At 40.0% G+C, this 22,833-nt stretch carries 21 protein-coding genes, 1 pseudogene and 1 riboswitch; of the genes and pseudogenes, 18 read left to right on the top strand and 4 right to left on the bottom strand.

What is annotated here, in order from left to right; genetic code table 11:
- The first annotated feature begins 147 nt into the window (after positions 1-147).
- The 11 genes and pseudogenes from tauA to FTU29_RS02635 all read left to right on the top strand — a co-directional run bounded on the left by tauA (position 148) and on the right by FTU29_RS02635 (position 11,749).
- Positions 148-1,182 carry a taurine ABC transporter substrate-binding protein gene (gene tauA, locus FTU29_RS02685; protein ID WP_180120206.1) on the top strand — a complete coding sequence of 345 codons (1,035 nt, stop codon included), beginning with the start codon at positions 148-150 and terminating at the stop codon, positions 1,180-1,182.
- A 10-nt stretch (positions 1,183-1,192) separates the two neighbouring features.
- Positions 1,193-1,978 carry a taurine ABC transporter ATP-binding protein gene (locus tag FTU29_RS02680; protein ID WP_180120204.1) on the top strand — a complete coding sequence of 262 codons (786 nt, stop codon included), beginning with the start codon at positions 1,193-1,195 and terminating at the stop codon, positions 1,976-1,978.
- Position 1,979: 1 nt separating this feature from the next.
- Positions 1,980-2,846 (top strand): taurine ABC transporter permease TauC, encoded by an 867-nt coding sequence (tauC, locus tag FTU29_RS02675; RefSeq protein WP_180120202.1) that lies wholly within the window; start codon positions 1,980-1,982, stop codon positions 2,844-2,846.
- 30 nt (positions 2,847-2,876) lie between these two features.
- Positions 2,877-3,722, top strand: a complete 846-nt coding sequence (gene tauD / locus FTU29_RS02670; RefSeq protein WP_180120200.1) for a taurine dioxygenase — start codon at positions 2,877-2,879, stop codon at positions 3,720-3,722.
- Between the two features lie 281 nt (positions 3,723-4,003).
- Positions 4,004-4,115, top strand: a riboswitch (guanidine-I (ykkC/yxkD leader).
- A 29-nt stretch (positions 4,116-4,144) separates the two neighbouring features.
- On the top strand, positions 4,145-4,882 hold the full coding sequence (locus FTU29_RS02665) for an urea amidolyase associated protein UAAP1 (protein WP_180120198.1): 738 nt from the start codon (positions 4,145-4,147) through the stop codon (positions 4,880-4,882).
- An 11-nt stretch (positions 4,883-4,893) separates the two neighbouring features.
- Positions 4,894-5,556 (top strand): urea amidolyase associated protein UAAP2, encoded by a 663-nt coding sequence (locus FTU29_RS02660; protein WP_180093979.1) that lies wholly within the window; start codon positions 4,894-4,896, stop codon positions 5,554-5,556.
- Between the two features lie 4 nt (positions 5,557-5,560).
- Positions 5,561-9,166, top strand: coding sequence for an urea carboxylase (gene uca, locus FTU29_RS02655; RefSeq protein WP_180120197.1), 3,606 nt, complete (start codon positions 5,561-5,563; stop codon positions 9,164-9,166).
- A 188-nt stretch (positions 9,167-9,354) separates the two neighbouring features.
- Positions 9,355-10,278 carry an Abi family protein gene (locus tag FTU29_RS02650; RefSeq protein ID WP_180078838.1) on the top strand — a complete coding sequence of 308 codons (924 nt, stop codon included), beginning with the start codon at positions 9,355-9,357 and terminating at the stop codon, positions 10,276-10,278.
- 43 nt (positions 10,279-10,321) lie between these two features.
- Positions 10,322-10,470 (top strand): annotated as a pseudogene (locus tag FTU29_RS17620) (biotin/lipoyl-containing protein); the annotation flags it as partial.
- Between the two features lie 98 nt (positions 10,471-10,568).
- A complete protein-coding gene (locus FTU29_RS02640) occupies positions 10,569-11,312 on the top strand; it encodes an SLATT domain-containing protein (RefSeq protein ID WP_180078834.1) in 744 nt (247 codons plus the stop codon).
- Positions 11,309-11,749 (top strand): GIY-YIG nuclease family protein, encoded by a 441-nt coding sequence (locus FTU29_RS02635; RefSeq protein ID WP_180078832.1) that lies wholly within the window; start codon positions 11,309-11,311, stop codon positions 11,747-11,749. Before FTU29_RS02640 ends, FTU29_RS02635 begins: the two co-directional genes overlap by 4 nt.
- 150 nt (positions 11,750-11,899) lie before the next feature.
- On the opposite strand, the gene FTU29_RS02630 is transcribed toward FTU29_RS02635, so the two are convergent.
- Both FTU29_RS02630 and FTU29_RS02625 read right to left on the bottom strand, forming a co-directional pair.
- Positions 11,900-13,849: a triacylglycerol lipase gene (locus FTU29_RS02630; protein WP_180120195.1), complete on the bottom strand. Its 1,950-nt coding sequence runs from the start codon at positions 13,847-13,849 to the stop codon at positions 11,900-11,902.
- A gap of 190 nt (positions 13,850-14,039) precedes the next feature.
- Positions 14,040-15,122: a putative zinc-binding metallopeptidase gene (locus tag FTU29_RS02625; protein WP_180120193.1), complete on the bottom strand. Its 1,083-nt coding sequence runs from the start codon at positions 15,120-15,122 to the stop codon at positions 14,040-14,042.
- Between the two features lie 450 nt (positions 15,123-15,572).
- Here FTU29_RS02625 and FTU29_RS02620 point away from each other — a divergent pair, with 450 nt between their 5' ends.
- Genes FTU29_RS02620 through FTU29_RS02610 form a run of 3 tightly spaced genes read left to right on the top strand, consistent with a single transcriptional unit; the run spans position 15,573 to position 17,240 of the window.
- Positions 15,573-16,022 (top strand): ribbon-helix-helix protein, CopG family, encoded by a 450-nt coding sequence (locus FTU29_RS02620; RefSeq protein ID WP_180120191.1) that lies wholly within the window; start codon positions 15,573-15,575, stop codon positions 16,020-16,022.
- 1 nt (position 16,023) lies between these two features.
- Positions 16,024-16,221: a hypothetical protein gene (locus tag FTU29_RS02615; protein ID WP_180023649.1), complete on the top strand. Its 198-nt coding sequence runs from the start codon at positions 16,024-16,026 to the stop codon at positions 16,219-16,221.
- The gene (locus tag FTU29_RS02610; RefSeq protein ID WP_180120189.1) at positions 16,218-17,240 is read left to right on the top strand and encodes an ABC transporter substrate-binding protein; all 1,023 of its coding nucleotides are present in this window, start codon (positions 16,218-16,220) and stop codon (positions 17,238-17,240) included. The genes FTU29_RS02615 and FTU29_RS02610 overlap by 4 nt, the downstream gene beginning before the upstream one ends.
- Positions 17,241-17,335: 95 nt before the next feature.
- Here FTU29_RS02610 and FTU29_RS02605 read toward each other — a convergent pair whose 3' ends face one another.
- Complete coding sequence (locus tag FTU29_RS02605) at positions 17,336-18,004, bottom strand: epoxyqueuosine reductase QueH (RefSeq protein ID WP_180120187.1); 669 nt, start codon at positions 18,002-18,004, stop codon at positions 17,336-17,338.
- 623 nt (positions 18,005-18,627) lie between these two features.
- On the opposite strand from FTU29_RS02605, the gene FTU29_RS02600 reads away from it, so the two are divergent.
- From FTU29_RS02600 to FTU29_RS02585, 4 genes are all read left to right on the top strand, one after another.
- Positions 18,628-19,617 carry a putative oxygenase MesX gene (locus tag FTU29_RS02600; RefSeq protein ID WP_180120185.1) on the top strand — a complete coding sequence of 330 codons (990 nt, stop codon included), beginning with the start codon at positions 18,628-18,630 and terminating at the stop codon, positions 19,615-19,617.
- A gap of 270 nt (positions 19,618-19,887) precedes the next feature.
- Positions 19,888-20,916 (top strand): methionine synthase, encoded by a 1,029-nt coding sequence (locus FTU29_RS02595; protein WP_180079145.1) that lies wholly within the window; start codon positions 19,888-19,890, stop codon positions 20,914-20,916.
- Positions 20,917-21,020: 104 nt separating this feature from the next.
- Positions 21,021-21,515 carry a flavin reductase gene (locus tag FTU29_RS02590; RefSeq protein ID WP_180021806.1) on the top strand — a complete coding sequence of 165 codons (495 nt, stop codon included), beginning with the start codon at positions 21,021-21,023 and terminating at the stop codon, positions 21,513-21,515.
- Positions 21,516-21,559: 44 nt separating this feature from the next.
- Entirely contained in the window at positions 21,560-22,360 is an 801-nt protein-coding gene (locus FTU29_RS02585; protein ID WP_180079144.1) for a sulfite exporter TauE/SafE family protein, read from the top strand.
- A gap of 140 nt (positions 22,361-22,500) precedes the next feature.
- On the opposite strand, the gene FTU29_RS02580 is transcribed toward FTU29_RS02585, so the two are convergent.
- Positions 22,501-22,830 (bottom strand): multidrug efflux SMR transporter, encoded by a 330-nt coding sequence (locus FTU29_RS02580; protein WP_180079143.1) that lies wholly within the window; start codon positions 22,828-22,830, stop codon positions 22,501-22,503.
- Between the last annotated feature and the right edge of the window lie 3 nt (positions 22,831-22,833).

The following is a 22,833-nucleotide window of genomic DNA, read 5'->3' as shown; positions in this document are numbered from 1 at the left end:
ATTGCTAGACGTTTAGTGAATAAAAGCATAAGTATTCCACTAATCGATAAATGCAATTTTGTGATAAATATTGTCAATTAACTTATTTTTCATCATAAAGCTGACTGATTAGCATGTGAATTAGTTATCACTTTTTATGAAAAAAATATGAGCGGCAAATCTAAACCTTTAATTATTACGGCGATCGTCATTGTGGTGATCGCTGCTTTCGTATATTTCCAAGCTAAAAAATCTACTCCTGACACTTCAACGGCTGCAATTGCGCAAAAAGATCAGAAAGCGGTAGTTATTGCCTATCAAACTGGTGTTGATCCGAGCAAAGTGGCGCAGGCCAATGGCGATTATGAAAAAGACAGCCAACAGCCCATAGAATGGAAAAAATTTGATGCTGGCGCAGACGTTGTAAATGCTTTGGCATCAGGTGATGTCAGTATTGGCAATATTGGTACCAGTCCTTTAGCTGCTGCTGCCAGCCGTGATTTACCTATTGAAGTATTTTTTGTGGCAGCCAAACTTGGTGCTTCAGAAGCCTTAGTGGTGAGCAATAAATCAGGCATTGAAAAACCTGAAGACTTAAAGGGCAAAACCATTGCTGTCCCTTTTGTTTCTACAGCACATTACAGCCTGCTTTCTGCATTGAAGCATTGGAATCTGTCAGAGTCTGACGTCAAAATTATTAACTTACGCCCGCCTGAAATTTCTGCGGCGTGGGAACGTGGCGATATTGACGCGACTTATGTATGGGAACCTGCTTTAAGCAAGGCGAGTGCCACAGGTAAAGTTCTGACCGATTCTAAGCAAGTTGCAGAATGGGGCGCACCAACCTTTGATGTCTGGGTGGTTCGTAAAGACTTTGCAGAGAAAAATCCAGAGTTTTTAAAATCTTTCGTTCAAACTTCTTTAAAGAAAATAGATGAATACAATCAAGATCCGAAAGCGTTTGAAGCGAATACTGCTTATATCAATAGCATTGCGCAATTAACCGGTTCTGATGCGAAAGATATTCCATTGCTGCTATCTGGCAATATTTATTTGAACCAGCAGCAGCAAGCTCAAAGTTTCAGCACAGATTTTGCCACGAATATTTTAGATACAGCGACCTTTTTAAAAGCCCAAGGCAAAGTAGATAAAGTTAAAGCTGATTACAAGGACAATGTAACAGCCTTATTTGTTCAGCCTTAAGGATGTGAAAATGAGTATCTTAAAAGCGGAAAATATTAGCCTGACCTATCCTGAACATGAGGTGGCTGTACTAAAAAATATCAATTTGGACGTGCCTGAATCGACTTTAACGGTTGTACTTGGCGAGTCTGGCTGCGGCAAAACGACGCTTTTAAATATTCTGGCGGGTTTTCAACCGGTGAGCGCTGGCCACGTCAAAATCGATGATGAAGTTTTAACTGGCCCAGATGCAAGACGTGCTGTGGTCTTCCAAGAACATGCCTTACTGCCTTGGCTCAATGTGTCAGATAACGTGGCATTTTCCTTGAAATTAAAAGGCTTAAAAAGTACGGAGATAAAGTCACAAGTTGCATCTATTTTAAATACCGTAGGGCTGTCGCATGTGGCAAATGCCAATATTGGGGAACTTTCAGGCGGTATGAAACAGCGCGTCGGTATTGCACGTGCCTTGATTAGTCATGCACCATTTATTTTGCTGGATGAACCCTTTGCAGCACTCGATGCATTTACCCGAGAAAGCATGCAGGAGTTTGTGCTCAATTTATGGATTAAAGAGAAAAAAGGTTTCTTCCTCATTACCCATGATATTGAAGAGGCACTTTTATTAAGCAATCAATTGGTACTGATGACAGCGCGCCCGGGGACGATTGTTGAAACGCTCAAGCTAGATTTTGCTGAGCGCTATAGAAACGGTGAATCTATACGTGCAATTAAATCTGATCCGCAGTTTATTCAGCTACGTGAAATGTTGTTTGAACGCTTAAAAGCGCAAAAATTACATGCGGTGGAGTCTTAATATGAATACGCAAATTCAAAAATTAAATAAGGCTCATCTAAGCGAAAATCGTGCAGAAGCAGCAACATTAAACAGAAGTTCATCTATTTCTATATTTAGAAAAAATTTGCCACTTATTGTGAGCATCGGCAGCGTGCTGAGCTTGCTGGTGCTTTGGTTTGTCGTAACCACTTTGAAAATTATTCCTGAGCTGTTTTTACCAAGTCCAGCAGCGGTATGGCAGAAGTTTATTGAAGTCAGCCAGCAAGGTTTTATGAAAGCCACGCTTTGGCAGCATTTGGCTGAAAGTATTGGCCGTGTGTTTAGCGCACTCATTGCTGCCATTGTGATTGGTGTGCCTTTAGGTTTATGGATGGGACTCAACACATGGGTACGTGCCGTATTTGATCCACTAGTCGAGCTACTTCGTCCCATTCCACCGCTTGCGTATTTACCGCTATTGGTGATTTGGTTTGGTATTGGTGAAACCACCAAATTGCTACTGATTTTCTTTTCTATTTTGGCGCCAATTATTATCAGCAGTGCCCATGGTGTGATTAGCCACCAAAAAAACCGTGAACGCGCAGCATTATCTTTAGGCGCAACGCGCTTGCAGGTTTTGCAATATGTGATTTTACCAACAGCTTTGCCGCACATATTAACGGGTGTGCGTATTGGCTTGGGTGTGGGCTGGTCAACACTGGTGGCTGCAGAGTTGGTTGCTGCTGATCGCGGTATTGGTTTTATGGTGCAGTCAGCTGCTCAGTTCTTAATTACAGATACTGTGATTCTTGGAATTATTGTGATCGCGATTGTCGCAGTTAGTTTTGAGTTATTTTTACGTTGGCTGCAAAAGCAGTTGGCGCCTTGGTATGGCCAACAGCTGTAAACAGATTTAGAGATTGAAGAAGATTTGATTATGTCATTGCAAGCGAAGCAAATTAACCCAAACATTGGCGCCGTTATTGAAGGTATCGATTTAAACCATGCCGATACACCGGTGCTGCTGGAAATAAAACAAGCACTATTGCAGCATCAAGTGATCTTTTTTAGAAAGCAGGCGCTTAGCGCACAGTCGCAAGTGAGGTTGGCAAAAACCTTTGGTACTTTGCATATTCATCCGATTTACCCTGCGATGGATGATGCGCCAGAAGTGATTGTTCTGGATAGCCACAGACAAGATTTAAGAGACAATGACCTTTGGCATACTGATGTGACCTTTAGTCAGACACCGCCACTTGGTTGTGTGCTGCAAGCCATTAAAATCCCAGAGTTTGGCGGGGATACGCTGTGGGCCAGCGGTACAGCAGCTTTTAATGCGCTCAGTGAAGATTTTAAACAGCAACTACGCGGTTTAACAGCAACACATGATATTCGTAAATCTTTTCCATTAGAGCGCTTTGGTACAACAACAGCAGACCGCGAACGCCTTGAAAATAGTTTCCGTAAAAACCCGCCAGTGGTACATCCGGTCGTACGTACACACCCTGAAACAGGTGCTGAAGTGCTGTTTGTGAATGAAGGATTTACAACGCATATTAACGAACTGAATGCACAAGAGAGCGATGCTTTGCTGACATTCTTGTTTGAACATGCGGTGAAGGAAGAATTTCACTTGCGCTGGAAATGGCAAGAAGGTGATGTCGCTATTTGGGACAACCGCTGTACACAGCACAAAGCGCTGTTTGACTATGGCGATGCGCACCGCATTATGCATCGTGCAACCGTGAATGGCTCGGTACCATTTTATAAAGCAGCAAGTTAAAAGCGAAAGCAGCTGTTTGCAAACATCACAGGAAAGGCCCAATGCTGACATTGGGCCTTTTTATTTTGAAGCAATCTAAAAAATATAAATTCAAAAATACTTAAGCATGATTGCACATGCACAATGATGAAGCATATCTAGACAAAATTTCGGTTCAAAAATAGCGCAATATAAAACCAATACTGCAGCTTAAGCATCAAAACGAACCCTAAAACCTTAGTAATACGTTTTATTCAAACCGTAATACTAAATTGGCACAGCCTTTGCATTTCTACATACATCATAAAGTGATCTAGGGTTCCGATACATTTCTATGTATGACTGCGACCGAGAGTTCACGGCTTCGTTTTAATTCAAAGCAAAGCTGCACGGAGGGATAAAAGCCCGGGAGGTAAATAGTTAAGAATTAGGCAGAGGCTGCAATGAGCACAACACATTATCATGAAGATAAAGCACTATGGACTGAACTTTTACCGGGTGGACACCACTGGTCAGCGCGTATTCAGCGTGGGGCAGTATTACAGCTTAAATCGCTAGGGCAAAATGCCAATGTGGCACTGTACTGTGTAAATAGTGAAGATAAGCTTGAACGCTATAACATGCCAGATAGCCTCAAAGGTCAACACACGGCATATTTAAGTACAGGACATATTTTGGCGTCGGATTTAGGCCGTGTCATGATCTCGATAGTCAAAGACGATCACGCTTGGAATGATGCGTTTTGTGCACCAAGTACGGCATCGCAAATTGAAAAACAATACGGCAGTAAAACTTTCCAAGATGCCCGTAATGATATGTACCGCAACGGCAAAGATAGCTTATTGCTTGAAATGACCAAGTTTGGTTTATCTGCAACCGACTTAAGTTCAACACTTAATCTCTTCTCTAAGGTTGCGCCTGATGATACAGGTAACTTGTCTTATATCGACTCCGATAACACCGATCAAATTATTGAACTGCGCTTTGAAATGGATTGTTTAGTCTTTTTATCTAGTGCACCACATGGATTATCTCAAGCAGAAGAATATAACCCTGCTGACGTACAACTAAGTTTATTTAAGGCGTTACCTTTGGCAGACACCGATGTTTGCCGTGATTCTTGCCCGCAAAATCAACGTGCTTTTCAAAATAATAAACGCTATTACGCTTTAACGGCTTGAGGGGAATGATCATGACTGCATTAGTAAATCCAACACAACATTCTGAAAAATCAGTGTTAAGCGAAGTATGTTCTGCCGGTGAAGCATGGATGTGCGAAGTCAAAAAAGGGCAGTATTTCCGTATCGTGGATTTAGAGGGCAATCAAGCGGTGGATACGCTGTTTATCTCGGCATCAAACCCTGAAGAGCGTTATAGCGCCACTGATACCTTAGCGATTAATCAACAAATCTATTTAGAAAAAGGCACAGCTCTATACACCAACTTTGGCAACAAAATTGCCAGCATTCATGATGATAATTGCGGTCGTCACGATACTTTAGGCGGTGCATGTTCATGTGAAAGTAACACCGTGCGTTATTCTCATGACAAATTTCCAATGCACAGTTGCCGTAACAATTTCATGATTGCGCTGTCTCAGCATCCTATTGCCAAAAAACATGGCTTAAATGTGCGCCATATCGGCCCAAATATTAACTTCTTTATGAATGTGCCTGTGACTGCGGAAGGTCATCTTAAATTTGATGATGGTATTTCTGCACCGGGTAAATATGTTGAAATTAAAGCTGAAATGGATCTCATTGTCCTCATTTCCAATTGTCCGCAACTGAATAACCCATGTAATGCCTATAACCCAACAAAAATTCAATTGATCATCCGTGACGGTGAGGAGTAATACCATGTTCAATAAAGTCCTCATTGCCAACCGTGGTGCAATCGCGTGTCGAGTGATCCGTACACTCAAAAAATTAGGCATTCAATCTGTTGCTGTGTATTCCGAAGCAGACCGTGATTCTTTGCATGTGACCTTGGCGGATGAAGCAGTATTTATTGGTGATAGTCCTGCCAGCCAAAGCTATTTAAATGTCGATAAAATTTTAGAAGTCACAAAACAAACAGGTGCAGAAGCGATTCATCCGGGCTATGGTTTCTTGTCTGAAAATGCAGAATTTTGTGATCTCTGTGCAGCTCAAGGCATAGTATTTTTAGGGCCAAATTCGGCACAAATGAAATCATTTGGCTTAAAACATATTGCACGTGAACTTGCAATTCAAGCCAATGTACCACTTCTTCCGGGCAGTCAGCTTTTGGCAGATGAAGCCGAAGCCTTAACGGAAGCTAAACGTATTGGTTATCCTGTGATGCTGAAAAGTACCGCAGGCGGTGGCGGTATCGGCATGCGTTTGGTGTGGAATGAAGAAGAGCTGAAAGATGCTTATTCTACGGTTTCATATCTTGCCCAAGCCAACTTTAAAGATGCAGGCTTGTACCTCGAAAAATTCGTACAAAATGCCCGTCATATCGAAGTGCAGATTTTTGGTGATGGCAATGGCTTAGTTTTAGCACTCGGTGAGCGTGATTGTTCGGTGCAGCGCCGAAACCAAAAAGTGATTGAGGAAACCCCAGCACCACATATCAATGATGATCAACGTGCCTATATTCAATCGGTTGCGATTGGGTTGATGCAGTCGGTGAATTACCGTTCGGCAGGCACAGTAGAATTTGTGATGGATACCGACACACAAGAATTCTACTTTTTAGAAGTAAATACCCGCCTGCAAGTTGAACACGGCGTGACAGAGCAAGTGTTTGGTGTCGATCTTGTGGAATGGATGGTGACTTTAGGCAGTGGTGATTGGATTACACCAACAGAACAACTTGAATCGAAAGGTCATTCAATTCAAGTGCGTTTATATGCCGAAGACCCGATCAAGAACTTCCAACCCAGTGCTGGTTTACTGACGCATGTTGAGTTTGATAGTAATGCCCGTAATGAAACTTGGGTGGAAACAGGTTCCAATGTATCGTCATTTTATGACCCGATGATTGCGAAAATCATTGTGACAGCGGATGATCGAGACTTGGCAATTGCTGCAATGACCGAAACTCTCGGCAAAACATCGGTTGCAGGTATCGAAACCAATCTTGAATATCTACAAAACATTATCGACTGTGATGTATTTAAAGCCGGTACGCAAACCACACGATTCTTAAATACATTTGAGTGGAAAACCCAAAAAATTGAAGTGTTGCAATCAGGCATTCAAACTTCTGTGCAAGATGTCACAGGTCGTTTGGGCTATTGGGATGTGGGTGTACCACCATCAGGTGCGATTGATCCGCTGTCACTTAATGTTGCGAATCAATTGTTAGGTAATGCATATAACACGGCAGGGCTTGAATGTACTTTGCAAGGACCAAGCTTAAAATTCCACTGTGATAGCCAAATTGTATTGGCGGGTGGTGATATGCCATCAACACTAGATGGCGCTCAAGTTCCGATGTGGCAGACCGTCAATGTGCGTAAAGGTCAGGTGCTCAAATGTGGCAAAATCGCCACAGGTTGCCGTACGTATATTGGGATTAAAGGCGGTCTGAATGTGCCTGAATATCTCGGCTCACAAGCGACCTTTACCTTAGGTCAGTTTGGTGGTCATGCAGGTCGTAACTTATTGATTGGCGATATGTTACCAATCACGGCATTTACATCTGAACAAGTCACAGCGCTTGCACCTGAACAAGTGCCGTCATTTAGCCATGAGTGGGAAATTGCGGTGATGTACGGCCCACATGGTGCGCCTGATTTCTTCACCAAAAATGATATTGATACTTTCTTTTCCAATACCTTTGAGATTCACTTTAACTCAAGCCGTACCGGTATTCGTCTCATTGGTCCAAAACCGGAATGGGCACGTGAGGATGGTGGTGAAGCAGGTCTGCATCCATCAAATATTCATGACAATGCTTATGCCATTGGTGCGATTGATTTCACTGGTGATATGCCGATTATCTTGGGTCCAGATGGTCCAAGTCTCGGTGGTTTCGTTTGTCCTGCGGTGGTGATTCATTCTGAGCTATGGAAATTAGGTCAATTGAAAGCCGGTGACAAAGTTAAATTTGTGCCTGTGAGCTATCACCAAGCCAAAATGCTGAATGAAAAATATCATGCGCAATTAGAAGCATCTGATACCCAAGCTGTCGCATTTGATGAGTCGTTCTATCCTGAACTCGCAACCTTAAAAAATGCCGTGCTTGATACCTTAAAAGGTGAAAATGGTGCGCCTGATGTGGTGTATCGTCCTGCCGGAAACAACTACATGTTGGTGGAATATGGTGAGTTGGTGCTTGATCTAAACTTACGCTTCCGTATTCATGCACTCATGCAATGGGTTCAAAAGCAAAATATCACAGGGATTATTGATCTCACACCGGGGATTCGTTCGCTGCAAATTCATTTTGATTCGATCAAGCTTGATCAATTGGATTTATTGCGTTTACTGCAAGTCGCTGAAGCTGAACTGCCTGATGTGACCGAGATGCAAGTCCCATCACGTACCGTATATCTGCCACTCGCTTGGGAGGATTCACAAACCCAGCTAGCGACAGAGCGTTATATGCAAACGGTACGTCGAGATGCACCATGGTGTCCTGACAATATTGAGTTTATCCGTCGTATTAATGGTTTAAACGACAAACAAGCGGTCAAAGATGTGGTTTATGACGCGAGTTATTTGGTCATGGGTTTGGGCGATGTGTATTTAGGTGCACCTGTGGCAACACCACTTGATCCTCGCCAGCGTTTAGTGACGACTAAATACAATCCTGCACGGACATGGACACCTGAAAATGCTGTCGGTATTGGCGGTGCGTATATGTGTGTCTACGGCATGGAAGGTCCGGGAGGCTATCAGTTCGTGGGTCGTACTACGCAAATGTGGTCTCGTTACCGTCAAAACCCTGACTTTGAGCAAGGTATGCCGTGGTTACTACGCTTCTTTGACCAAATTAAGTTTTATGAAGTCTCTGAAACTGAACTGATGCAAATGCGTGAGGACTTTAAAGCTGGTCGTTTAAAAATCCGTGTAGAAGAAGGTGTACTGAACCTAAAAGAATACAATGACTTCTTGACTGAAAATACAGAATCTATTTCAGCATTTAAGTCTGTGCAACAGGCTAACTTTGATGCAGAACGTCGTCGCTGGCATGAGGCAGGACTTGCAGAATATGTCTCTGAAAGCCTTGATGCTGTGGATGATGGTGAAGGGGTTGACGTACCTGAAGGGGGCTGTGCTGTGGAATCGCACATGCCGGGCAGTATTTGGAAAATTGAATGCAAGTCAGGTGATATTGTGGAAGAAGGTGCAACGCTTGCGGTAATTGAAGCGATGAAAATTGAGATCCCCATTATTGCGCCTGAACGTATGAAGGTTTCTGAAATTACCATTGAAAAAGGGCAGACGGTGAAAACGGGGCAGGTATTGTTTACGTTGTCACCTGTGGCATAAGAAATCCTCCCTAACCCTCCTTTGAAAAAGGAGGCAATTTTAAGACCGTCCATAAGGGCGGTTTTTGATTAGTGCTTGCTTATAACGACAATTGTCGATATGATAAATTTAATACAGCCGCCACGCTTAGTTCTTCTTTGGAAGTCCGCGCAACCTTGGCGGTTTTTTATGCTTAAATATAATGAATTATGCTGAAAACCTATAATAAAAATCCACTATCTTATACGGAACAGGTAAATCACCTGAAAGCCAAGGGAATGATTATTCATAATCATGCTTGGGCTGAAACTGTACTTTCGAAATATGGTTATTATCGATTGAGTGCATATTGGCATCCATATCGAATTTATATCGATGGTCAAATTACCGATCATTTTAGGTCAGGAACTTATTTAGAAAAAATTGTTCAAATTTATGAGTTTGATACAGAATTAAGATTACATATTTTTAGTGCAATTGAAGTCATAGAAACGTTCTTACGTACAAAAATCACTTATTTTATGGCTCATCAATATGGTGCATTTGGCATATATTGTGAGGAAAATTTTCATCCAAAATTTAACCATAAGGTATTTATTAAAAATTGTGACAAAGAGGTTGAACGATCTAAAGATACGTTTATTCAGCATTTTGAACAGAATTATAAGGGCTATCCACACATTCCAATATGGATGCTGACCGAAGTTTTAAGCTTAGGTTCTTTATCATTTTTATATCATGGACTGGAAAATAACCAAAAATTAAATAAAGAAGATAAAAAAGCCATTTCACAGCATTTTAATATTCATCACGAGAAATTAGCCGATTGGCTACATATATTAACTTATGTGCGAAATGTATGTGCCCATCATGGGCGACTTTGGAATAGAGAGTTAGCCATTAAAGCGAAGTTGGATAAAGATGAAAATTGGCAGTCACCCATCACACCAACCAATAAACGCATTTTTTATGTATTGCTCATATTAAAAACGATGTTACGCCCAACAGGTTTTGACGCAGAGTGGTGTAGTCAAATGAATACTATACTCAAACCGATTTTAAGGGATGAAAATTGGCGTATGGCAATGGGTTTTCCAAATCATTGGGAAAACCATCCAATATGGAGTCTTTAATGAAATTTAATGAATACTCGATTATAAATAAAAACCTTCTTAGGCAGGTTTAGCCGTGATTGAAGCCATTAAAATTGAGATTGCGATTATTGCGCCTAATTTATGGTGGTTTTAGAAATTACAATTGAAAGTGGGCAAACGGTGAAAACAGGGCAGGTGTTGTTTACGTTAGCGCCTGTGGCTTGTTGTTAGCGAGTTAAATAAGATCGTCTGCATGGGCGGTTTCTGATTGAAAATAAATAATAAAATTGTTAGTGTGTCTAAAAATTATTTAGATAATTAAAAACTGTATGCAACAGAAAGAAGATTGTACTCAAAGGCATCTTTGTTGGAAAAAAATTGTTAGTCATATTGTGTCTTTATGGAAATGGATTTTTAGCCTTTATCCATTAGAAACCCCTAATCCTAATATAACAAAGCGCGACATGTTACATGATAGTATGCGTACAACAGCTAATTGTCGATTTAAAGCTTCAGAGCGTTTAAAATATTTAAATAACTTTTCATTATTCACTGCTACATATTTATCATTGGGATTAATCTTAATACCATTAATTCAAAATACTGATATAGCTTTGAATTTTCACGCGAAGGTTTTAAATTTAATGCAAGTTTTCTTGGCTGTAGCAGTACTTGTTTATTCGACTATAAATGCAACTGCAAGATACGATGCAAGAGCGATAGCATTAAATGACTGTGGTGACAGAGTAAAAAATCTAATTAGATCACTAAGAAATTTGCCTATGGATTGTGATGATTTTAGTGAAATACAAGATAAATATAAAGATGTTTTAAGAGACTCTGAAAATCATAGTCAACTAGATTATTTAAAAGTGATGTTAGAAAAGAAAGATGATTTTAATATTACGGGTTTGAAGAGACTATTCCTAAAAATTAAAGCATTGCTCTGGTTTTTTTTCCCTTTTCTTTTACCTAGTTTAATGATTCTAATAGAAACAGTTTTTATATTGGATATGGTAGGTGTTACGGAAGTTTTACCTCAATATTTAGGTGGAGTTCCAGCAAAAAAATGACTGCACATAAAGCTGGATTAGAAAACTTAATAGTATGCACAGAAGTTTTTTTCCAAAATCATTGGAATGGAAAAAAATTAGGTTTACCTCCTAGTTGGTCAGCAGTACACACAGACTTCCGAAAAATCCCTAATTACGATAAACAAGGGGTTTATGCTTTCGTACATGGTAATGAGATTACATATATTGGTGCTGGCACATCACGTGGTGGCGGTCTATATCGCGGCAATGGATTAAGTGCTAGAGTTATGAAATACTGTCGTTGGATTGATAAATCTAACAATATTTATGGTCCAATTGATGACAGATTAAAAGAAGCAGGAGCAATTGTGACTATCGGTTTTGAGCAAGAATATGCTTATATTGCTAATGCTTTAGAGGTATTTCTAATTTCAAGGCTTAAACCCAAATATAATGTTATTAAAACTGGTATGTAGTGATTTTGTAAAAGTCCTATTATTGGACATTTATTAAAGGTATTTAAATTAACATAACTAGCAGAAGAAACAAAAGTGAGAAAGCTGGAAAAATCACTTTAGACGATCTACAAGATCAAGTTCATAAAAACCACGCTTTAAAAATTTCTATTAATTATCCAAATGCTCTCTCAAAATGCGTCGTAACTCTAAAATGGCATCCGCAGATTCATGGATTGAATGTCCACCATAGAAAATCTTTTCAGACACCGCGCCATCTAAATGAGAACTTGTATAGGGAACAATGCCATCCGACATTTTGCTCGGTTCAGTACTTTGCGTCTGATTCCCCATAATAGAATGATAGGGAATATCTTTATTTGGCATGATGTCGGCAGACAACAGCATAAAACGTGATTTTTGACTTAAATCTGCTGGCCCAGACTTAATCAGGCCCATCGTTGAATTTTTTGCATTCGGGATTTCAACATTGACATCATTTAAAAAACTTAAAGGCAATACCACGATTTTTTTCGCCAAATTGGTAAACCAGCGGTCTGCATAGTCAGTACCATGATGCGGTGCGGCAATGAAAATTGCACGACTAACTGGCTTCAAGGCTTTAAAGACAAAACGATCGCGGATAATTGGATGACGTTGTAACTGTGTATTTTGTTCATAGTTCATGAGTGGAATAGCTTGAGCGGAAATATCTGCATCACTAACCAATAAACGACTAATGATGCCGCCCATACTATGTCCGATAATGACAGCATCTTGAGCCGAAGGCGTATTGGGTTGAACAGTTGCAAATGCCTGTTTGAGTAAAGCATTGATTTGAAAACGACTCTCAAATATTGGCATATTGGTTGAGTAAAACACTTGCCAAACTTGGTAATGATCACGCAGTTTTTGATCACCCATGATGTTATTGGTCAGGCTGATCCAAGTTTCAGGACTGCTGGCTAAACCGTGAACCATGACAATAATCTTTTTATTGGGTTGATACGGCTCTAACATAAACACATGTGGCATGCGCAAATGTTCTTCCTTATTTAGGAGTGTCCAATAGCCAGATTGTCCTAATTTATTTTCGGCTAACCAAAGTCCATAAGGCACAGAATAATTGGCCGTTAGGGTATAGGACTGAGATTCAATTTTTGCTTTTTTAAATTGATAGGGATTAAATAATTCAACCTTAAAGTCTGATTGCGGCGACAAAATTTCACTAATGCTGCTATTGGTCTTTGCAGGCTCTGCTATCGCACTGACAGATAAATAGCGTGCTGTATGGATATTGGGGTTGGATTTATTTGAATAATATTGTTCAGGATCTAGTATAAAAGACTGCGCAGCAGACAGATCCGTAGCTTTTTTGACTAAGACAAATTCAGAACCAATGCCTGCCTGACGATTAATGGTTTTTAAGCCTGAAAAATTAAAATTATAGCTCGACAGTAATTTATCAATGTCCGCATTTTTGATTTCAGGATAATGCTCATAGTTAAAATGATAAAGCGATGAACCCAGCATTAAACTTTCAGGCATTTGCTGATAGTCAAAACGGGTAAATGATGAGGTGATTAAACGTGATAAAGCCACATTATAAAAGGTGCGGACTTGTCCCTGACGCAAATCAAATAAGCGTTCTTCAGGGGCTTGAGCGGATTTAAATAGATAGACATAGCTGTAGCGCAGACTGAAATCAAAGTCTGCAAGCTGTTGATCCATACACATTTTTATTTTGCTTGAAGCTAATTTTCCGCTGTGTTGTTTTAAGCTTTTTTTGCATTGTGGATTTTGATCGGCGCTTAAAGCACGTGCCATGTACAGCTCACTTGCTGCTGCATAGACTTGAGCAATATCTAAAGTTTCATTATTACGCATTTTGTGAATACAGCTTTCAAGCGCATTTAAACAAGATTGGTCGCTTTCATTCACCATTAACAGGATTTGATGGCTAAATGTACTGAGCTTCTGATGGGTTAATATGCTATCTGTTTTATAATTTAGTGACGCACTGAGTTGATTTTCTTGTAATTTGACCAATTGGCATCCACTGAGCAAACTCAGGCTGATAATACACATAAAACGAGCGGGTAAATGCGTGAAAGGCATCATTGGAAAGGTCACAGGCATCTATTTTTTGTTATTTTAACCTTTATAAAATAGTAAAAATAGGGCAGGTGTTACAGCGCTCAATCCAAGAAAATTACTACGTATACATCCTTTCAAACTAAGCTAATGTACGAATACTGTGATACCGAAAAGTTGATTTGAGATTCAAACACTGTCACGTGTTAAATTTAATCTAATTGTGCTGCTGGTTTTTTAAGGTCATGTTGAGCAGTTTGTGGTGAATAAACCGCAATTTATCCAATACTGGATTCGACAGCGTAAACGGATATGCATCATCTAAGCCCATGCTGCGGTTCAACGCATTTAAATTAAAGGTCAAGGTCATCCAATGTTGCAGCAATAGGTCAAAATCCTGAGCGCCAATCGGGTTTTCTTTCAGTTCTAAATTATTCAAATCTGACTTATTGGTTTTGACCACTAATCCTGCATAGTAGGCTGTTTCTAGGGTGTCCATCATATGCAAATAATGCGCCCATGTTTCCGCCCAATCTTCCCAAGGATGCGTACTGGCATATGAACTGACATAGTAATCCGCCCAATTTTGTGGCGCACCGTCATTATAATGTCGTTTCAAAGCTTCACTATAATCTTGTCGTTCATCACCAAACAGTTCTCGAAATTCATCAATCAGCTCTGGGTGTAAATGTTTAATCAAATCAAAATAATAATGACCGCTTTCATGTCTAAAATGACCTAGAAGTGTGCGGTAGTTTTCACCCATTTTTATGCGCGTTGTTTCACGGTAAATCACATCTGCTTCACTGGCATTTAAGGTAATAATGCCATTGGCATGACCGGTAATGACAGGTGTATTTTCTGTTGGCATGAGAAAGTCAAAACGCAGGCCAAAACGGTCATCTTTGCTGCGTTTAGGACGCGGCATGGTATTCAGTTGCTGCATTAAATACAAAAAACGCCGTTTGGCATGTTCCAATCGTGCCCAGTACACAATATGGTCTGGATTATCTAAGTTGGGGATGGTGTGCGTGAGCAAGCAAGATTCACAATAAATTTCCTCACTGTCGGCAGGTACCATCCAGTTGCAAACCTGATGATGTTGATAATTATGACAAGGTTTAAAGCGTTTTCCCTTTATTTCAGGATTTAACGCAAGCCATAGCGTAGAACTATGCTTTTCAAAACAGCCCATTTGCTTTTCAGAGGCAATATAACCCAGCGCAGTCTGACAATTGACACAGTGTGAATTGGCAAAAAAGATTTGGTTAGAACAGACCGCGCAGCTGAAATACTTCATAGGCGTTGAGTGATGAATAGAAAGTTTAATCAGTATAAATGATGTTCAATGTTGATGAAATAAATTGCACTTCGAGTTTGTTGCGGGTCTGTCAATGTTCTCGGTTAATAAGACCAATAAGCTTTAGAAATAGCCTTCAGAAAATCACCCATCGCAGCAATAGTGCAAATGAGTCGCGATGAGTGCACTTGTTGCACAAATGATGAACAATAAAATCTATAAGAAAGTTAAAAGAAGAAAATAATCGATCATTTTTCATATTCCTCACTTGGCACAGTTTCTGCATTTCTATCGATATTACGAAATAAATATTTTGTATTACTCAAACAGGAGATGCATATGAAACGCTATCAATCCGCAACATTTCTGCATCAATTAAAGCAGTTTTTTATTGAGCTACTGAGCGCCCGCGCGGGTTTCTATATTCATCCAAAAAAATAAGGAAAAACAGTGCCTAAACAAAAGCTGGCGCGTATCAGTATTACCGTGCCTGAAAAAACAGTCGATGCATTGGACCAAAAAATTGTCGATCAGCATTATGAAAGCCGTTCTCAGGCCATTGTCGACATGATCAATAAGCATCTGATTGCCGATCAGGAGCAGCGCAACGAAGTGATGGTTGGCACATTTACCTTACTTTATGACGCAAGTATTACGGCGCTACGTATTCAGCTTTTAGATTTACAGCAGCAGTTTTTAGAACAAGTGGTGAGTTCGCTGCATATTCAACTCGATGACCACAAAATTTTAGAAGTCATGATTCTGCAAGGCGTCAGTTCAGAGCTCAAAGTTATCAGTCAGCATTTTTCAGCACTTAAAGGTGTGATTAAAGGACATTTGGAGTTGATGGACGCTGTAATGCCGCCAATTCCGCAAAATGCAAAGGATTTAGGAGTTTAAAATGGGCCAATTATATCGATCACAAGGTCAGTTTAAAGATCAAATCACAAACCAAAAGCAAGCACATGCTAATGCAGCCAACCATAGACCAAATCGTGCAAAGCGTAATGCTCAATCTGTCAGTAATCCGAATACACCATCGTTTTTGAACACCAATACCAAATTTAACTGTAATGCCATCGGGGAAATCGAACTATGATCAAAAAAGCCTGCTTATCTGCATCCGTTGTGACCGCTATCTTACTGGGGGGGTGTGACAATACAGCCAAAACACCTGAACCAAACGCGCAATCAGAAGGCACAGTCAATACAAAAGCCATTACGATCGGCTATAGCGACTGGCCTGGTTTTGTCGCATGGCAGGTTGCTATTGAAAAAGGCTGGTTAAAAGAAGCCGGTGTCAATGTGGACTTTAAATGGTTTGATTATTCAGCCTCACTATCTGCATTTGCGGCTAATCAGTTGGATGCTGTTTTAGTCACCAATGGTGACAACTTAGTCACAGGTTCTGGCGGCACAAAAGGCGTCATGATTATGGCGACGGACTATTCTGCGGGTAATGATGTCATCATTGCTAAAGATGGCATCAATAGCTTAACTGATTTAAAAGGAAAAAGTGTCGCAACAGAAAAAGGCTTGGTTGATCATTTGCTTTTGGCTACTGTGTTGGATGATGCAAAAATTCAAGCCTCTGAAGTAAAGTTGGTCAACACCATGACTAATGAGCTACCACAAGTATTTGCAAGTCCTGATATTGCAGCGATTGCCGTGTGGCAACCGGTTGCAAATCAAGCGCTGAAAGCAGTTGCTGGCTCTAAAATCATTTATACATCGAAAGATAAACCCGGTCTGATTTACGACACGTTAACCGTCAATATGACGCATTTATCTGCCAACAAAGAAGAATGGAAAAAAATCATTCAGGTTTGGGATAAAACTGTTAAATACATCAACGACCCTGCAACGCATGCCGATGCAGTGAAAATCATGTCTACTCGTGTCGGCGTTGATCCTGCACAGTATGAACAGTTTATTGGAGGCACACATTTACTGGATTTAGCTGCCAACAAACAAGTCTTTAAAAAAGGAACTGGTTTTGACTCGATTTATGGTTCTAGCTACCACGTAAATAAATTTAATGTTGCTAATGGCATTTATAAAACTGAAATGGATGTCGATGGATCAATCTATCCAGCTTTGGTTGAAGAACTGAAATAAGTTGAAACGTAAATAAAATAAGCTCTGAATAGTATAAATGCTTCAGGGCTAACAACATCAAATTAATATTCATAAAAAATAACGAAGGGCAGAACTCAAGCTTCTTCATCCATCGCATTTGAGTAAAACTTCACACCCAATTTGATTCGGTCACGGCCTTGGCTCATACGCCAGCGGTTGGTATCGCGCAGTGAATACACACAGCCACAGTATTCCTGCTGATAAAATTCTTCTTTTTTACTGATTTCCAGCATGCGTACAGCACCGCCATTTTTACGCCAGTTATAGTCCCAATAGGTTATTCCGTCATAATGTGAAGCCGAACGATGACCACAGTCATTAATCTGCTGCATATTTTTCCAGCGTGAAATACCCAGTGAACTGCTGATTAGGCTAAAGCCATGTTCTGCTGCATATAATGCCGTACGTTCAAAGCGCATATCAAAACACATCGTGCAACGAATGCCTTTTTCAGGCTCATTCTCAATGCCTTTGGCGCGTTCAAACCAGTTGTCTGTGTCGTAATCACAGTCGATAAACGGAATATTGTGTTTTTCTGCAAAGCGGATATTTTCCTCTTTACGGATTTCATATTCTTTTACTGGATGAATATTGGGATTGTAAAAGAAAATTGAAAAATCGATACCTGATTCAATTAAAGTTTCCATGACTTCGCCAGAGCAGGGTGCACAGCAAGAGTGGAGTAAAAGCTTGTCATGACCTACTGGGAGAGTCAGTGTCTGACGTTCTAATTTATTAGACATGATTTTAAGAATGTATAAGTATAAACCGAATATTTTAGTGATTCCTTAACATACCAAAGCTCGAATATGCTGATTTTTTCTAAGTATAAGTTGAGTCATATTCAGTATATTGACTAAAAAGCTGAAACGACATGAATATATGCTTATTTCATATTTGGTTTATCTATTTATGGCAAGGTTTAAGAACTTTATAGCTCAGGGCAAAAGTATATTAGTGTTACAGATTCAATATTAAAACAATTAGTGATTTGATCTTTTTTCATTTTAAAGTTAGAAAAATTCACCCGAATGAATAAATCGCTGAATTTTGAGAGTGGAGATATTGAGCCAATCTGTACGATTCGACGCATTTCAGATGTGTGTTTGAATGAAAAATTATTCATTGAATTTTTTTTAAGCCTTTATTTATATTAAATAAAATTTAAATACTACCTGAGTGGCAGTTTTTTTATCGCCAGTTGAATGATGCATAGTTGAAGAAAATTCATTGTATTTAAATCTTAAACATGAATTTATCTCACTTTGAGTTGAGGTTAAATCATTTTTATTCATCTTAAGTTTCACGTATAAATTACTCCATACAGAAATTTTGATTATTTTTAATTTTAGGGTAGTGAATCTCCATGAGTCATAAATTTGCATGTTCAATCAAACGTATCCGCTTTGATGAAAACTATAAACCAGCTGACAATACGCGTCTAACAACGAACTTTGCCAATTTGGCACGTGGTGAACACCGTGAAGAGAATCTGCGCCGTACTTTGGCAATGATTAATAACCGTTTCAATAGTTTAGCTACTTGTGACAACCCAAATGCAGATCGTTATTCACTTGAAATTGACATCATTTCGGCTGAACTCGATGTGGAAGGCAATGGTCAAACTTTCCCATTTATTGAAACTTTAAAGAGCACCATCATCGACCATAAAACCAATGAACGCATTGAAGGCATGATCGGCAACAGTTTTTCATCGTATGTACGTGACTATGACTTCAGCGTGGTATTACCAGCACTCGGCTGTAAGTTCAATGAAAAACCTGAAGATTTTGGTGATTTACATGGCAAGCTATATCAACATTTGATCAATTCAGAGGTATTTAAAGCTGAATTTAAGAAACAACCTGTCATCTGTTTAAGTGTTTCAACGACAAAAACCTATTACCGTACTGCAAATGCGCATCCGATCTTAGGTGTGGAATACACTAATGATGATTATTCACGTACCGATGACTATTTTGCAAAAATGGGCTTAAGCGTTCGTTACTTCAAACCTGAAAATGCGACTGCACCATTGGCATTTTATTCAGCAAATAACTTGCTGAGCGACTATACAGATTTCGAACTGATCAGCGCGATCAGCACCATGGAAAGCTTCCAAAAAATCTACCGTCCTGAAATTTACAATACCAATGCGACAGCAGGTTTAGTGTATCAACCAAGCTTAAGTTTCGGTGATTACTCATTAACCCGTATTGTGTATGACCGTGTTGAACGTGGTCAGTTGGCGGTTAAACAGGGCAAATGGACGGAAGAGAACTTTATCCAGCCATATAAAGACATTCTGAATGAGTGGGCGGCTAATTTTAGTATTGAAAATGCAGCCGCAGCTTAATTTTAAATCACTTGTGATTTAAAGCAGCTGTTTTAAAGAATATGTTTCATGCATCAGTTAATTTGTGATCAATATTTATTTCGTAAAGAAATTTCCCTCTCCTTTTAAGGAGAGGGTTAGGGAGAGGATTTATATGAAATGCTCCCTCATCCTCTTGCGGAGCATGCTCCTCATCCCATAGGGAGAAGGGACTTTCAATATGAATTTAATAATCAATTGATAACTTTTTGGTTTTTGCAAAATTTAGAATATAGAGATAGAAGATCGAATATGGCCATTTTACTCCCAACTTCAACTGCTGGCAGCTTACCTAAACCGTCTTGGCTGGCTGAACCTGAAAAATTGTGGTCAGCATGGAAACTTGAAGGCGAAGAATTATTAGATGCAAAGCGTGATGCGTTGAAATTATCTTTGCATGAACAAATCCATGCAGGCATTGATATTGTCAGTGATGGCGAACAAACCCGTCAGCATTTTGTGACCACGTTTATTGAACATCTTGAAGGTGTGGATTTCGAAAAGCGTGAAACGATGCGTATTCGTAATCGTTATGATGCAAGTGTACCGTCTGTGGTTGGTGAAGTATCGCGTAAGAAAGCAGTGTTTGTTGATGATGCAAAATTTCTACGCAGCCAAACCAATCAGCCGATCAAATGGGCTTTGCCTGGCCCAATGACGATGATTGATACCTTGTATGATGGTCACTACAAAAGCCGTGAAAAATTGGCTTGGGAATTTGCTAAAATCCTGAATCAAGAAGCTTTAGAGCTTGAAGCGGCAGGCGTGGACATTATTCAATTTGATGAGCCTGCGTTTAACGTGTTTTTTGATGAAGTCAATGACTGGGGTATTGCGACCTTAGAGCGTGCGCTTGAAGGTCTGAAATGTGAAACAGCTGTTCACATTTGCTATGGTTATGGCATTAAAGCCAATACCGATTGGAAACAAACCTTGGGTAATGAATGGCGCCAATACGAAGAATCATTCCCAAAACTGCAGCAATCGAAGCTCGATATCATCTCACTTGAATGCCAAAACTCTCGTGTACCGATGGATTTAATCGAACTCATCCGCGGTAAAAAAGTGATGGTTGGCGCAATTGATGTAGCAACCAATCGAGTAGAAACAGCAGAAGAAGTAGCCAATACATTACGCAAAGCATTGCAATTTGTAGATGCCGACAAGCTATATCCTTCAACGAACTGCGGTATGGCACCTTTACCTCGCCAAGTGGCGCAAGGCAAACTAAATGCGCTAAGCGCAGGCGCTGCCATTATTCGCCAAGAATTGACCGCATAAATTCGAGCTGACTCAATTTCATGTAAGGGCAATAAGGAAATTAAATTTGCTATTGCCCAAACCTGAGAAAGAGATAAGCCATATAGACCATTGAGATTGAAGAGATGATTGAAGCAACTGATTTTAGAAATGCAATGTCTTTATTGACGACTGCAGTCAACGTGATTACGACTGAGGGTGAAGCAGGCATGCATGGATTTACAGCATCAGCCGTATGCAGTGTGACAGATACACCGCCAACTTTGCTGGTTTGTATGAATCAATCATCTCGTTCTCATGCGCATTTTCTTGAAAATAAAGTTCTGTCTGTCAATGTTTTGGGCGCACAGCATGAACACATTTCCAATGCATTTGCTTCAAGCAAATTAAACTCTGAAGAGCGTTTTAAATTGGGTTCTTGGACTGTATTAGAAACAGGTTCACCAATATTAAAAGATGCTTTGGTCAGTTTTGACTGTCAGATTGAACAGATTCAAGAAGTGGGTACGCACAGTGTGTTTATGTGCCGTGTGGTTGCAATCAAGCAAAGTCAGCAGGAAGAAAGTTTAGTTTATTTCAACCGTGCTTATCATGCTGTGGGTCAAGTGGAGTTGGCTTAAACCAGTCAACTTCTTCAATACATCTCTTTAAAAGTATCTATTTCGTGGAACTCATTACTTTCTTAATTATTGGCGCATTTGCTGGTTTTGCTGCAGGGCTGTTTGGCGTTGGCGGCGGTACTATCATTGTGCCTTTGCTCTATATTGTTTTTAGCCAAATGGGCTATAGTCCCGATGTGATTATGCATTTGGCGCTCGGCACATCTTTGGCTACGATTGTTGTGACATCGATCAGCTCCTTGATGGCGCACAATAAAAATGGTGCTGTGATTTGGCCTGTATTTAAAAATTTAGCTCCGCCAATGGCGATTGGCTGTTTTGCTGGTGCTGGGATTGCAGGCTGGCTGTCAGGTTTACATCTGCAAATGATTGTCGGTGTGTTTTTACTTTGGGTGGCTTATACCATGTTTATGGGTGCAAAAAAGCCAGTCGATCCAAATAAAATACTACCATCTACAGCTAAACAAATTGCAGCAGGTTCGGGTATCGGCGTTGCATCGGCCATCTTCGGGATTGGCGGCGGCAGTATTACGGTACCGTATTTAACGGCAAATGGCGTGGTGATGCAAAAAGCGGTCGGGACGTCTGCGGCTTGCGGTTTACCCATTGCCATTGCTGGTGCATTAGGCTTTATGTTTTTTGGTATTCAACAGCAAGTTGAAATTCCAAATACCATTGGCTTTATTCATATCTATGCCTTTTTGGGCATTAGTGTGATGAGTTTCTTTACGGCTAAATATGGCGCAAAAACTGCGCATGCGCTTTCACCAGCAGTACTGAAAAAATGTTTTGCTGTGCTGTTATGTATTGTTGGATGCTTTTTTCTAGTGAAAGGCATTTTATAGTAGCAGACTGATCACAGTTGCTTCATTCGAAACGTATGCTCTAGTGTGCAACAGTAAGCTAGAGCATTTTTATCTATAGCAATTTAAGTCTTTAAAATTTCAGAGATATTATTTAAAAACTTCATTTTAAAACTGACATTTCAAAGCTCTGTGCTTTTAGAAAAAACATTAATAATCACAATACCCAATAAAATAAAGGCCAAACCAATCATGGCAGGCAGGTCTAAATTTTGTTTAAACACAATCCAGCCCACGCATGAAATAAGCACAATGCCTGCAGCGGACCACATGGCGTAGGCCAATCCCATAGGAATCGATTTAAAGGTCAAACCTAAAAAGAAGAGCGCAATGGAATAGCCCAATACGGTAAAAATAATCGGCACAAGTTCAGTAAAGCCATTACTGGCTTTTAAGGCGGATGTAGCAATCACTTCGGCAATGATTGCGATGAGCAAATATATAAACGACATTGA

Origin of the sequence: Acinetobacter sp. YH12086 (genome assembly GCF_013419345.1) — a bacterium.
Lineage (GTDB): Bacteria > Pseudomonadota > Gammaproteobacteria > Pseudomonadales > Moraxellaceae > Acinetobacter > Acinetobacter amyesii.
The sequence above is the reverse complement of the archived record's forward strand: the minus strand, read 5'-3'. Positions and strand labels throughout refer to the sequence as shown.

Coding starts and splice junctions, on each gene's coding strand:
- uca (WP_180120197.1), top strand. CDS start 5,561: ATGTTCAATAAAGTCCTCATTGCCAACCGTGGTGCAATCGCGTGTCGA.
- tauA (WP_180120206.1), top strand. CDS start 148: ATGAGCGGCAAATCTAAACCTTTAATTATTACGGCGATCGTCATTGTG.
- FTU29_RS02650 (WP_180078838.1), top strand. CDS start 9,355: ATGCTGAAAACCTATAATAAAAATCCACTATCTTATACGGAACAGGTA.
- FTU29_RS02630 (WP_180120195.1), bottom strand. CDS start 13,849: ATGATGCCTTTCACGCATTTACCCGCTCGTTTTATGTGTATTATCAGC.
- FTU29_RS02625 (WP_180120193.1), bottom strand. CDS start 15,122: ATGAAGTATTTCAGCTGCGCGGTCTGTTCTAACCAAATCTTTTTTGCC.
- FTU29_RS02615 (WP_180023649.1), top strand. CDS start 16,024: ATGGGCCAATTATATCGATCACAAGGTCAGTTTAAAGATCAAATCACA.
- FTU29_RS02660 (WP_180093979.1), top strand. CDS start 4,894: ATGACTGCATTAGTAAATCCAACACAACATTCTGAAAAATCAGTGTTA.
- tauD (WP_180120200.1), top strand. CDS start 2,877: ATGTCATTGCAAGCGAAGCAAATTAACCCAAACATTGGCGCCGTTATT.
- FTU29_RS02635 (WP_180078832.1), top strand. CDS start 11,309: ATGACTGCACATAAAGCTGGATTAGAAAACTTAATAGTATGCACAGAA.
- FTU29_RS02605 (WP_180120187.1), bottom strand. CDS start 18,004: ATGTCTAATAAATTAGAACGTCAGACACTGACTCTCCCAGTAGGTCAT.
- FTU29_RS02680 (WP_180120204.1), top strand. CDS start 1,193: ATGAGTATCTTAAAAGCGGAAAATATTAGCCTGACCTATCCTGAACAT.
- FTU29_RS02665 (WP_180120198.1), top strand. CDS start 4,145: ATGAGCACAACACATTATCATGAAGATAAAGCACTATGGACTGAACTT.
- FTU29_RS02640 (WP_180078834.1), top strand. CDS start 10,569: ATGCAACAGAAAGAAGATTGTACTCAAAGGCATCTTTGTTGGAAAAAA.
- FTU29_RS02590 (WP_180021806.1), top strand. CDS start 21,021: ATGATTGAAGCAACTGATTTTAGAAATGCAATGTCTTTATTGACGACT.
- FTU29_RS02610 (WP_180120189.1), top strand. CDS start 16,218: ATGATCAAAAAAGCCTGCTTATCTGCATCCGTTGTGACCGCTATCTTA.
- FTU29_RS02595 (WP_180079145.1), top strand. CDS start 19,888: ATGGCCATTTTACTCCCAACTTCAACTGCTGGCAGCTTACCTAAACCG.
- FTU29_RS02580 (WP_180079143.1), bottom strand. CDS start 22,830: ATGTCGTTTATATATTTGCTCATCGCAATCATTGCCGAAGTGATTGCT.
- tauC (WP_180120202.1), top strand. CDS start 1,980: ATGAATACGCAAATTCAAAAATTAAATAAGGCTCATCTAAGCGAAAAT.
- FTU29_RS02600 (WP_180120185.1), top strand. CDS start 18,628: ATGAGTCATAAATTTGCATGTTCAATCAAACGTATCCGCTTTGATGAA.